Source organism: Ruminococcus sp. 1001136sp1_2201st1_G3_2201SCRN_220225 (genome assembly GCF_040924365.1).
Lineage (GTDB): Bacteria > Bacillota > Clostridia > Lachnospirales > Lachnospiraceae > Blautia_A > Blautia_A faecis.
The window spans coordinates 70,950-82,358 of the sequence record NZ_JBCOME010000004.1 but is presented as its reverse complement, the minus strand read 5'-3'; the positions used below and the strand labels follow the sequence as shown (position 1 = coordinate 82,358).

Below are 11,409 nucleotides of genomic sequence, written 5' to 3'. Positions count from 1 at the left end.
ATCAAAAATGAAATTTAAAGAAAAACTGAAATACATATCCAACCGGGCTCTTGTCCTGGGAACGGTAGTCTTCGGGAGTTTTATTATTCTGGCGGTAATTCAGCTGTTATTGGCATATAAAGGCGAAACACCCTGGTGGATGGCCATAATTATAACAATATTTGCAATTTTGTTTCCGATTGTATTCTGGCTGTGGATTCACCGCCCTTACATGCGCTGTGAAAAAATGACGGATCGTTTTCTGGATGGTTATATTTTTTCCGAAAAAGAAGATATGGAACTCTTGAACCTGACTCCAAGCATCCAGAAGCAGATGAAAATGGTAGACCGCATTGTGCGTTCTCCCCAGTATATGGATCTGAACAAAAGACAGGCTCAGTACCTGGCTTTGCAGAATCAGATCAATCCCCACTTTCTTTACAATACACTGGAAAGCATCCGTGGAGAAGCTATTATTGCAGGTCTGGACAGCGTTGCAGATATGACAGAAGCCCTGGCAAGATTTTTCCGTTACACCATTACCAAGGTGGAGAATCTGGTTTCTGTGGAGGAAGAACTGGATAACTGTGAGACTTATTTTGGAATTCAGAAATATCGTTTCGGGGACCGGCTGCAGCTTCATATTGATTATGATATTGCAGAGTATGAAAAGATCATGAACTGCAGAATCCCCAAACTGACGTTGCAGCCGATTCTGGAAAACAGCATTATCCATGGCGTGGAGCTGAAGGTTGGCGGTGGAAATCTTTATATCCGTTTTCAGTGTACAAAGGATCGCCTGCTCATCCGTATTTCAGACGATGGGGTGGGAATGGACGAGATGACTTTAGCAAAGCTGAACCAGAAGCTGGGCAAGTCAACCAAGGCCATTCACGACAATGAAGAAAAACAGGGCGGAATTGCTCTGGTGAATGTGAATAACAGAATCCATTTGATCTTTGGGGATGAATATGGCATGCATGTTTATTCTGTACCAGGAGAAGGAACAGATGTGGAGATCACCATCCCTATACTTACTGACGACAGACAGGTGAAAAACAGGAGCGTGTTGGTATGAGAAACGAAGTTCTCAGAATGGAGCGTGTGACGTATAAAGAGGATGAGGTTGTGAAGCTGGAGGACTTCAATCTTCAGATTTTTCAGGGAGAGATTATGGGATTTATGCCTGTTAACAGTCATGGAAAAACAGCTCTTCTGAAGCTTCTGGAACGGAATCTTCCCCTCTATGACGGTTATATTTATTATGGAGGGGAAAAGGTAAACACCTGGAAAGAGAATTACAAGGCAGCAAACAGGATCAGCATTATCCAGGAGAAAAGTTCTCTGGCAGGAAATCTGAACATTGCAGATAATATTTTTGTCCTGCGTCCGGGCTTTCGCCAGTGGGTGATCCGCACAAAGATCCTGAACCGGCAGATGGAACCTTTTTTAGAAGATATCGGAATGGACATTCCCCTTAATAAAGATGTGGAGAAGCTTTCTACTTTTGAACGGATCATTGTAGAATTGCTCCGGGCTGTGATTATGGGATATCATCTGATCGTGCTGGACGAAGTTGGAGCCCTTGTCAGTGATGATGAGTTGAAAAAGCTCCATGGAATTATCCGTCGTTATGTGAAAAAAGGGTTTTCTTTTCTTTATATCTGTTCTCATCTGGAAGAGATTTCCAGTATCTGTGACAGATGTGCGCTGTTTACCAATGGAAGAATCCAGAAGATTCTGGAAAGAGAGGAGCTGTTCAATGATCCGCCCGTAACTTACATGACGGAATATAACGACATGGTCCGTTATCATACGGAAAAAAGGGAAGGGCAGCAGGCTGCACCGGTTGTTTTTCAATGGAAGGGCTACGGAGAGGATGCAGCCTGCAATTTTTCCTTTGATGTGCATAAAGGAGAATGCCTGGCCGTACAGATTATGGATGCCAGGGGAATGGAGGAGCTACGGAAGATTCTGACCGGAGATATTTTACCGGAAAGTGGAGAAATCCTGTTGAATGGGAAGCAGACAGAGATTCCGGGAAATGGCAGGATTGCAGTAATCCAGGAACGTACTACAAAAACCATGATTTTTCCGAAACTGGATTATATGAATAATCTCTGTATTTGTCTGGCAGAAAAAGTTCCTTCAATCTGGCACAACAAACGTCTTCAGAAAAGTATTCGGAATGAATACAGTCCCATATTAGGGACAGATGTTTTTGAAATGCCGGTGGAGGAACTGAGTGAAAAGCAGAAGTATCAGCTGGTGTATACAAGAGTATTTTTGCAGAAACCGGAGATTCTGTTTTGTATTCAGCCTTTCTGCGGCGCTGATCTTGCTCACAGGATGTTTATCTGGAGTATGTTGGAAAAGTTCCTGGATAAGGGGATTTCGGTGGTGATCTTATCTTTGAATTTATCGGATTCCCTGGCTATGGCAGATCGCCTGTTGATTCTTGGGGAAAATGGGAAAAAGAAGGAAATTGTAAGAGAAAATTTCCATAAGATTACCTCGTCGGTGCCCTGGCTGCATAGGTATCCGTCAGAGAGAAAATAAAATGTATAAAACATAATACTAATAATTCGGATTGTATTTTCAAACACGCTCCAGAGCCTAAATAAGAAGCCCATGGCAACAGAAATAAAATTGCCATGGGTTTCTTTATAACTAAAATTCAATTTCAGTCAATCTTCAGAATCAGTTCCAGCACCCGTCTTGCACAGTGCTCTAATTCCGGGCGGCCAAGCTGTCCCATTTCCATGGCCTTTTTCACACGTTCTGGGAAACCAGTTCCCATTTTTACGTCATTTCCGGCCTTGATTTCTTTGTAATGCTCTGCTCTTGTCCACCAGTCAGTGGTGACCATTCCCTTGAAGCCCCACTCGCCGCGGAGAACATCTTCCAGAAGCTCACGGTTCTCAGAAGCGCGGTGACCATTGATTGCATTGTAGGAGGACATGATCGTCCATGGCTGTGCTTCTTTTACAATGATCTCGAAACCTTTCAGATAGATCTCGCGAAGTGCACGCTCGGAAACACGGGAATCGCTGTGCTTTCTGTTGGTTTCTTTGTTATTTGCTGCGAAATGCTTTACAGAAGCTGCAATGTGCTGGGACTGGATACCTTTTACCATAGCTGCGCCCATTTTTCCGGCAATCAGCGGATCCTCGGAATAGTACTCGAAGTTTCTTCCACAAAGCGGATTTCTGTGGATATTTACTGCAGGGGTAAGCCATACAGCAAGATTGTTCTCCTTCACTTCTTCGGCGCCAGCCTGTCCAACCTGCTGAACAAGAGCCGGATTCCAGGTGCAGGCAAGAAGGGTTGCACAAGGCCATGCTGTTGTGTTCATGCTGCATTCCCCGCTGATACGAAGACCGGCAGGACCGTCTGCTGTCATAATGGATGGAACACCATAATCCGGAAGATTTCCAAAGCCGAAGGTATTGGAAACACCTACGTTTGGCTGTCCTCCAAGAAGATGAATCAGATCGTCATCGCTTAACTGTTCCATAAAATCATCCAGGGAAAGCCTGCCTTCTGCTACATCAATAAACTGTTTTCTGCCAAAGTTGTCGAAAAGTGTGCCACGTGTACAGCAGCGGACTGCAGGGGTAATACCTTCCTCAGTGCCCGGCTCCATTTTCTCAAATACGCATTCGTTCATGTCATTGCATGCAGACTGTGGAAGCTCCTCAAAACTGCCGTCAGAGAGCATACGCTCTTTCAGGCTGGTTGGAACAAGATGAGCTGTCAGCTGCTTTGTGATCATATTTTCATACAGTTCCATTGTCAGGAGGCTCTCCTTAGTGTCGCGCACAGAAGTTCCAATATAGAACTTATAAGTACCTTTTTCCAGAATATATGCGGATTTCTTGATTTTTCCAAGGTCATCGTAGGAAGCCATGTCAGCCTTTGCAAAGGAAAGGCGGATCTGCTGTGTCTCACCTGGCTGAAGAAGACGGGTTTTTGCAAAAGCAGCAAGCTGGCGGGCTGGTTTCTTCAGAAGTCCCTGTGGAGCTTCGAAATAAATCTGGACAACTTCTTTTCCAGCCAGGTTACCGGTGTTGGTCACCTGAACTTCAGCGAAAATCTGATCCTCTGTTTCCCACATAGCGGTGGTGTTCAGGCAAAAGGTGGTGTAGGAAAGTCCGTATCCAAATGGATAGATTACTTTTTCCTGTGCTCCTGGAAGGGTTTCAAAATAACGGTAGCCTACATAAATATCTTCTGTATAGTTTACATAATCAAAAGACTCATGGAAGTTAGCAGTGGATGGATAATCATTTACGTCTGCAGCAAAAGTGTCAGCCAGCTTACCGGATGGATTCCCTTTGCCGGTGAGAAGCTCCGCCATGGCAAGCCCGCCTTCCATGCCACCCTGCCATCCAAGAAGAGCGGAGGAAATCCGGTCATCATTTTTTACCCAGGAAAGGTCCATGATTCCGCCGATATTGAGAACGACTACGATATCATCAAAGCGCTCTTTTACCATGGAAAGCATTGCTTTCTCCCTGGTAGTGAGATAGAAGTCGCCATCTGGGAAAACTTCGCCGGAAATTTTCGGCATGGTGGTTTCTGTATCCCATGGATTAAATTCGTTGTTGCATTCAATGCTGGAACGGTCCCAGCCCTCGCCGGAGAAACGGCTGATCACAACAACTGCAACGTCAGCAAATGCTTTTGCGCCGTCAGCAAGCTCCTGGGAAAGCTCTGGCTCTACCGTCATTCCTGGTGCGGCACCTTTTTCATACTGATGTCGGATATCGGTGCGGTAAAAATCGGATAACGGTTCGTAGATCTGAACGGCGTTTTCCTGCATTTTCAGCCCATCGTAAAGGTTGTGTACATAAGAAACCATAACATCACCGCTTCCGCCGCCGCCTTTTACATAGTCGAAGCTGCCCTTGCCAAAAAGGGCGATGCGTGTGCCCTCAGTAAGAGGAAGCAGGTTTTTCTCATTTTTTAGAAGAACCATACCTTCTTTGGCGGCTTCTTTGGAAAGAAGGATATGTTCTTTGCTTGCGGTAACACGGCCGCTTTCCCTAAGGGGAAGGTTTGGCTGGAATTTAACTCTGGTCCATTTGTTCATTGTGGGATGTCCTCCTGTAGATAAATTTATAATTAGAAATTTTTTTTCGTGTAGTTGTCTTGATGTTGCTATTGTACTGGAAAAAGCGGTGGTGTACTAGATGGTTTATTGCTTCTTTTATAGGTCTTTCTTGATATTACAGATGAAATATTATATATTATCATAAAGAATAGATGGTGTATTTTGATTTTAAACCTGTGATATAAGTGTTGTGTATTTTGGATGAGGATGGAAGTCGGGAAATTTGAGTGAAAAAAGAAGGTGAGGCATACTATGAGAGCGGAATATGAAAACGTGCTGGATGATCATTTGGGACAAATTCATTTTACATATGTAAATACCTGGGATGAACTGTTACCGGCGCACTGGCATGAGCATTTGGAAATTATTTATGTGCTTGGCGGCGAGATTACAGCATCTATTAATGATGTGAGTTATGAGTTGGAAAAAGGGGATATTTTTCTGGTAAATTCCAATGATATCCATTATACCTACACGCATGAGGATGCCAGGTATTATCTTTTACAGATCCCGCCGGTTCATCTGGAAAGAATTTCTGCAAAGTGGAAGGGACTGAAATTTCAGGAGCTTATAAGGTCGAAATCAGCTGACGCATGTGTTCAGGGAGAACAACTGGAGAATGTGCAGGGAAAGGGACTTGTGGAGATGAGGGAGAATCGAAAGTCTACAAATCGGGCTGATGATCTGTATGATCAGTTGAGAGACGTATTTCGGAAAATTGCAGGCTTTTATGAAGAAAAAAAAGAAGGCTATCATCTTCTGGTGCTTTCTGCTGTTTACCGTTTACTTTATTTTCTTTATACAGAAGGAATCAGGAGTGAGGAAGATACAGAAACCGCTCACGGCACTCTGCGAGACTTGGAGCGGATGAAGTTATGCATGGAATTTGTCCGGGAACATTATGGGGAAAGAATTTCCCTTGCCGATGCTGCAGGGCTTTTGGCCATTACACCAGAGCATTTCTGTCGCCTTTTTCGCAAATATACAGGACAGACCTTCCTGGCTTATGTAAATCAGATCCGCATGGAGCATTTCCACACAGATCTTCTGGAGACAGATAAAAATATAACATTTCTTCTGGATAAAAACGGGATTACCAATTACAAAGGTTTTTTGCGAAAATTCAAGGAGGCTTATGGGGAATCGCCGAAGGAAGTAAGGAGAAAACAGCTGGGAAAAAAGCAGGAATGATTTTTCCGGAGGGTTCTGAAAATAACAAGCAGGACAGCCTGAAGGTCTGTCCTGCTAGAGCGTGTTTGAAAAAGCATTCCTGCAATCTGCACGCCCCACTTTGCGGTATATTTTGCCCGAATTCGGTTGTCGTAGCCCGCTACGACGCCCTCATCCGGACAAAATCTCCCACAAATTGTGACGCACATCTTGCAGAAAGCCTTTTTCAAACACGCTCTAGTTGGAAGCTGACGCATTATAACTGCGCTTTATTTTTCACCAGCATTTCATGAATGATATTCTGTGTATAAGCACCCAGATGTTTTTTGTCCTCTTTTTCCAGCTGGTCTATGTAGATTGGTTTGCCATATTCCAGGATAACGTGGGTTTTCTTAACTCTTGGAAAATGGTTTTCCCAGATATCAGCGGAGCCGCTGATCGCCATCGGGATGATCGGACAGTTTGTCTTTGCGGCAATTTTGAAGCTGCCCTCATGGAATGGAAGCATGTCCAGTTCATCTTCATTTTTGTTTCGTGTACCCTCTGGGAAAATGCAGATGGAAATGCCGGATTTCACTTTCTCAATAGCAGTGAGAATGGTTTTCAGTCCCTGCTTCAGGTCATTACGGTCAAGAAACAGGCAGTGAAGACGTTTCATCCAGGTAGAAAGCAGAGGAACCTTTTCCATCTCTTTTTTTGCGATATAGCCGGTACGGATGGGGCAGCGTGGATAAGTGATCGGTACATCAAAAAAGCTTCTGTGATTTCCGATATAAAGAACCGGCACATCAGTTGGTACATTTTCCTCTCCGATAACAGTCAGCTTCACACCGGATATCCACAGGATAAAACGAAATACTGCCTGAACGATCCGAAGAGAGCTGATTTCCTTTGCCATAGGATTGAATTTGCCGATGATCCATTCTACAAAGAGAATGGGAATGGATAAAATCAGGAATCCAACCACTACGATCACGCATAAAATAAAACGAATCATATGATTTTCCTTTCTTTGATCTGTGCCTCATGCGTAGGAAGCATGTTTTGGCATATTGTTTATGTCTATTATATGTAATTTGAAAAATTCTTGCAATAAATCTTTTTTATTCCTCATACAATAAAATAAATGGAGATTGCTGTTTGCTGTGTTTAAAGGCTGAGCATCAGATGAACAGCAACGAGACATCTGAGGTGGCAGAATGAAAAAAACAAAAGCAGTTCTTCTGGGAGTAATTTTGTGGTCACTGCTTTTGATCAGTGGATGCAATTTTATCCGCATTGAGGAAGAGCCGCGGAAGCCTCTGGAGTATTCCATTGTAAAAAATGAAGAGATACCGGCAGAACTGGCTGCCCTGATACAGGAGAAAAAGAAGAATGAATTTCAGCTGACCTATCAATGTGAAAAAGACCTGTTTCTTGTAAAAGGATACGGGGAGCAAATGAGCGGAGGTTACAGTATTTCCGTGGAAGAACTGGGGTGGACTTCCCAGGCTGTTTTTTTCCGGACAATGCTGCTGGGGCCATCAGACGAGAAAATAACGATCAGTCCGCCTTCCTATCCTTACATCGTGGTGAAGACGGAATACCGAAAAGAACCTGTGATTTTTGAACGCTTTACTGAAAAAAGCGAAAATGATGCAATATAGCAGTCTGGTGAAAAAAGGAGTGGAAAATCGTGGAATTAAGAAAAGAAAGTGTGCAGATGCTTCAGATAAAAAGCCGTGCAGCCAGCCAGGTAACGTTTGATACAGATTATAATGTACCAGATGCAAAGCCGGATGTGGGCCGACTGATCCAGAACAAGGGTGACGTTTCCATGGATGAAGTGCGTCTTAGCGAAGGAAAGGCATTTATCAGCGGAAACCTGAACGTGGATATTCTCTATGTGGGGGAAGAAAACCAGAAGGTGAGCAGTCTGGGGGCAAAACTGCCTTTTGATGAGACTTTGAACCTGGAAGGGATTGCAAGTGGGGATAAAATGTGCCTGAAGTGGGAGATTGAGGATCTCAGCGTGCACATGATTCATTCCCGAAAATTAAACATAAAAGCAATTGTCACCTTTTATGCAGTGGTAGATGAAATGGCAGGGATTCAGCTTCCGGTGGAAATCAGTGAGGAGGGAATTTCAGTAAAAAGGAAGAAAGTCCGTTTAATGAGTCTTATGGTACATAAAAAGGACACTATGCGGATTAAGGATGAAGTGACTTTAGTGTCCAATAAACCGAACATTGAACAGCTTTTGTGGTATACCATCGATGTCCGTGGAATGGATCTGCGTCCAGAGGATAATGTGGTGAAGGCAAGAGGGGAGCTGTCAGTTTTTGTCCTGTATTCGGGAGAAGATGAGGAAAATCCGCTTCAGTGGGCAGAGTATGTGCTTCCGTTTAATACGGAAGTGGAGTGTACTGGTTGTATGGGAGAGATGATTCCAAATATTGGCTTTTCCGTTATGCATCAGAGCATTGAAGTAAAACCGGATTCCGATGGGGAAGAACGGGTAATGAGTGTAGACACGGTGCTGGAACTGGACATGAAGCTTTACCGCGAAGAAGAGCATGACCTGATTCTGGATGTGTACTCGCCTTTGAAAGAATGCATTCCTCAGGGAAAAGAGATGTGTCTGGAAAGCCTCCTGGTACGGAATGACTCCAAATGCCGCGTATCTGACCGTATTGAACTGAAGGAAAGCCAGGGGAAAATCCTGCAGATCTGTCACAGCCAGGGACGTGTAAAGGTTGAGAAAACGAAAATTGTAGAAAATGGAATCCAGGCTGATGGAATTGTATTTATGAAAATTCTGTATATTACAGGAAATGATGAAATGCCATTCTATTCTGTTGATGGAATGATCCCTTTTTCCCATATAATTGAGGCAAACGGGATCAACGAGGACAGTATCTTTTTTTTGCAGGCAGATCTGGAACAGCTGTCAACGTCTATGATCGACAGCAATGAGATTGAGGTGAAGGCTGTGATCAGTCTCAATGTGCTGGTGCTTCAGTGTGAAAACCGGATGATCATAAGCAAAGTGGAGGAGCGTCCCCTTGATATGGAGAAAATCCAGGCAATGCCGGGAATCACGGTGTATGTGGTGAAAAATGGGGATTCTATGTGGGATATTGCGAAAAGATTTTATACTACAGTGGAGGAAATCTGTGAGCTGAATGAACTGGAAGAGGACAGAGTTGTGCCTGGAATGCCGCTGCTGTTGGTGAAGAAGGTGGAAGGGTAAGGCTGCTTTCTGTTTACTGCATATATTTGGAGAAAACCTTTTCAAACATGCTCTGGTCACGTTGTGGACAGTAACGATATATATAGAATGAGAAATTTCCTCGCATAAATGTATTGAAAAAAATACAAAAATATTTTACAATAAAAGCATTGATAAAATTGTATACAAAGTACAAAGAAACTGCTGCTCTTAGAGCCTGCCAGAGGTTTTATGTGAGCGGCAGCTACAAGCGGAGGAAATTATGCGTTTACGTGCACTTGCAAAGATAAATCTGGGACTTGACGTGGTTGGAAAACGTGATGACGGATATCACGAAGTCCGTATGATCATGCAGACCATACAGATGTATGACGTGCTTGAAATTGAGAAAAAAAAGGAGCCGGGAATTGTCCTTACCACGAACATTCCTTACGTTCCTACTGACGAGCGGAATCTTGTATATAAAGCGGCGAAAATGTTAATGGATGAGTTTGATATAAAAGAGGGGCTTACCATGAATCTGGAGAAGTTTATCCCGGTAGCAGCCGGCATGGCTGGTGGAAGCTCTGATGCGGCAGCTGCTTTTGTTGGAGTGAACCGCCTGTTTGGACTGGGACTTTCTGAGGAAGAGCTGATGAAGCGTGCTGTGAAGGTTGGAGCTGATGTTCCTTATTGTGTGATGCGCGGAACTGCTCTTGCAGAGGGAATCGGGGAGAAGCTGACCAGACTTCCCAGAGTACCTTACTGCTATGTTCTGGTGGGAAAACCAGGAGTAAATGTTTCAACCAAGACTGCTTATGAGAACCTGAAACTGGACGATCCTGTTGTGGTTCATCCGGATATCGATGGTATGGTGACAGCTGTCAGAAATGGTGATCTTGATGGAATGATTTCCAGAATGGGAAATGTATTTGAACCGGGAATTATCAGCAAATATCCTGTGATCCAGGAAATCAAAGATCTGATGGAGAGCAACGGAGCACGTAAGGCCATGATGAGCGGAAGTGGTCCTACTGTATTTGGCATTTTTGATGATAAGGAGAAAATGGATCTGGCAGCAGCTGTTCTCAGGGAGAGCAGACTTGCGAAGACTGTTTTTGCCACAGATGTTTTTTAGCGGAGGAAAATACAAATGACAAGTGATTTTACAGTGCATATGGATGAGTATCTTCCACTTAGGGAGGTCGTTTTTAACACATTGCGTCAGGCAATCCTAAAGGGAGAACTGAAGCCGGGCGAAAGACTTATGGAGATTGCCCTTGCGGAGAAGCTTGGGGTGAGCAGAACTCCTATCCGGGAGGCCATGCGTAAGCTGGAACTGGAAGGGCTGGTTGTGATGATCCCGAGACGTGGAGCCCAGGTTGCCAATATTACAGAGAAGGATCTGAATGACGTTCTGGAGGTCAGGATCACTCTGGAAAATATGGCCATTGAGAAGGCCTGTGCTAATATGACAGATGCGGATATCCGGAAGCTGGAGCAGGCGGCTGAGGTTTTCCAGACCAGTACGGCGGAAGGCGACCTGGTAAAGATGGCTGAGGCGGATGTGAATTTCCATGAGGTAATTTATGAAGCTGCTGATAATAAAAGACTGATGCAGGTTCTGAATAATCTTCGCGAGCAGATCTACAGATATCGTGTAGAATATTTGAAAGAGGATGAGTCCAGAAACCGTCTGGTGAAAGAGCATGAGAAAATTACCAGGGCGATTAAGGAACGGGACGTGAAAGCGGCACAGGAGCTGTCTTTTGAACATCTGGAAAATCAGCGGATGGGAATTATTCAGGCGATTCGGGCAGAAGAGTAAACTGAGTGGTTTTCTGGGAGCGGAGCGGGCACATCCTGCCCGCGTTCCTCTTTTGGGGAAGTTGAGAGAAAATGAATATAATTGTTTTTATGGGAGATACTGGGAGAGATAACCAGTGTCTTTTTT

General features: G+C 44.1%; 11 protein-coding genes. 8 read left to right on the top strand and 3 right to left on the bottom strand.

What is annotated here, in order from left to right:
• Positions 1-7: 7 nt before the first annotated feature.
• Positions 8-1,057, top strand: coding sequence for a sensor histidine kinase (locus AB5642_RS02800; RefSeq protein WP_148461526.1), 1,050 nt, complete (start codon positions 8-10; stop codon positions 1,055-1,057).
• A complete protein-coding gene (locus AB5642_RS02795) occupies positions 1,054-2,538 on the top strand; it encodes an ATP-binding cassette domain-containing protein (RefSeq protein WP_173715746.1) in 1,485 nt (494 codons plus the stop codon). The genes AB5642_RS02800 and AB5642_RS02795 overlap by 4 nt, the downstream gene beginning before the upstream one ends.
• A gap of 124 nt (positions 2,539-2,662) precedes the next feature.
• Here the strand turns inward: AB5642_RS02795 and AB5642_RS02790 are convergent, their stop codons facing one another.
• A complete protein-coding gene (locus AB5642_RS02790) occupies positions 2,663-5,074 on the bottom strand; it encodes a glycoside hydrolase family 3 C-terminal domain-containing protein (protein WP_148461528.1) in 2,412 nt (803 codons plus the stop codon).
• 273 nt (positions 5,075-5,347) lie between these two features.
• Between AB5642_RS02790 and AB5642_RS02785 the strand changes: the two genes are divergently transcribed.
• Positions 5,348-6,286, top strand: coding sequence for an AraC family transcriptional regulator (locus AB5642_RS02785; RefSeq protein WP_195391795.1), 939 nt, complete (start codon positions 5,348-5,350; stop codon positions 6,284-6,286).
• Here AB5642_RS02785 and AB5642_RS02780 read toward each other — a convergent pair.
• Positions 6,229-6,462, bottom strand: a complete 234-nt coding sequence (locus tag AB5642_RS02780) for a DUF6783 domain-containing protein (RefSeq protein ID WP_308768458.1) — start codon at positions 6,460-6,462, stop codon at positions 6,229-6,231. The two genes, AB5642_RS02785 and AB5642_RS02780, sit on opposite strands and share 58 nt — an antisense overlap.
• On the opposite strand from AB5642_RS02780, the gene AB5642_RS02775 reads away from it, so the two are divergent.
• Positions 6,373-6,558: a DUF6783 domain-containing protein gene (locus AB5642_RS02775; protein WP_308768457.1), complete on the top strand. Its 186-nt coding sequence runs from the start codon at positions 6,373-6,375 to the stop codon at positions 6,556-6,558. The two genes, AB5642_RS02780 and AB5642_RS02775, sit on opposite strands and share 90 nt — an antisense overlap.
• Here AB5642_RS02775 and AB5642_RS02770 read toward each other — a convergent pair.
• A complete protein-coding gene (locus AB5642_RS02770) occupies positions 6,522-7,262 on the bottom strand; it encodes a 1-acyl-sn-glycerol-3-phosphate acyltransferase (protein WP_118577600.1) in 741 nt (246 codons plus the stop codon). The two genes, AB5642_RS02775 and AB5642_RS02770, sit on opposite strands and share 37 nt — an antisense overlap.
• Positions 7,263-7,464: 202 nt before the next feature.
• On the opposite strand from AB5642_RS02770, the gene AB5642_RS02765 reads away from it, so the two are divergent.
• From AB5642_RS02765 to AB5642_RS02750, 4 genes are all read left to right on the top strand, one after another.
• Entirely contained in the window at positions 7,465-7,911 is a 447-nt protein-coding gene (locus AB5642_RS02765; protein ID WP_118577599.1) for a protease complex subunit PrcB family protein, read from the top strand.
• Positions 7,912-7,940: 29 nt separating this feature from the next.
• Entirely contained in the window at positions 7,941-9,497 is a 1,557-nt protein-coding gene (locus tag AB5642_RS02760; protein ID WP_173734781.1) for an SPOCS domain-containing protein, read from the top strand.
• 241 nt (positions 9,498-9,738) lie between these two features.
• A complete protein-coding gene (ispE, locus tag AB5642_RS02755) occupies positions 9,739-10,593 on the top strand; it encodes a 4-(cytidine 5'-diphospho)-2-C-methyl-D-erythritol kinase (protein WP_195391794.1) in 855 nt (284 codons plus the stop codon).
• 15 nt (positions 10,594-10,608) lie between these two features.
• Positions 10,609-11,283, top strand: a complete 675-nt coding sequence (locus AB5642_RS02750; protein ID WP_118577596.1) for a GntR family transcriptional regulator — start codon at positions 10,609-10,611, stop codon at positions 11,281-11,283.
• The last annotated feature ends 126 nt before the right edge of the window (positions 11,284-11,409 follow it).

Excerpts from the sequence above, each read along its gene's own strand:
- AB5642_RS02800 (WP_148461526.1), top strand. The coding sequence starts at position 8 with ATGAAATTTAAAGAAAAACTGAAATACATATCCAACCGGGCTCTTGTC.
- AB5642_RS02795 (WP_173715746.1), top strand. The coding sequence starts at position 1,054 with ATGAGAAACGAAGTTCTCAGAATGGAGCGTGTGACGTATAAAGAGGAT.
- ispE (WP_195391794.1), top strand. The coding sequence starts at position 9,739 with ATGCGTTTACGTGCACTTGCAAAGATAAATCTGGGACTTGACGTGGTT.
- AB5642_RS02750 (WP_118577596.1), top strand. The coding sequence starts at position 10,609 with ATGACAAGTGATTTTACAGTGCATATGGATGAGTATCTTCCACTTAGG.
- AB5642_RS02765 (WP_118577599.1), top strand. The coding sequence starts at position 7,465 with ATGAAAAAAACAAAAGCAGTTCTTCTGGGAGTAATTTTGTGGTCACTG.
- AB5642_RS02770 (WP_118577600.1), bottom strand. The coding sequence starts at position 7,262 with ATGATTCGTTTTATTTTATGCGTGATCGTAGTGGTTGGATTCCTGATT.
- AB5642_RS02790 (WP_148461528.1), bottom strand. The coding sequence starts at position 5,074 with ATGAACAAATGGACCAGAGTTAAATTCCAGCCAAACCTTCCCCTTAGG.
- AB5642_RS02785 (WP_195391795.1), top strand. The coding sequence starts at position 5,348 with ATGAGAGCGGAATATGAAAACGTGCTGGATGATCATTTGGGACAAATT.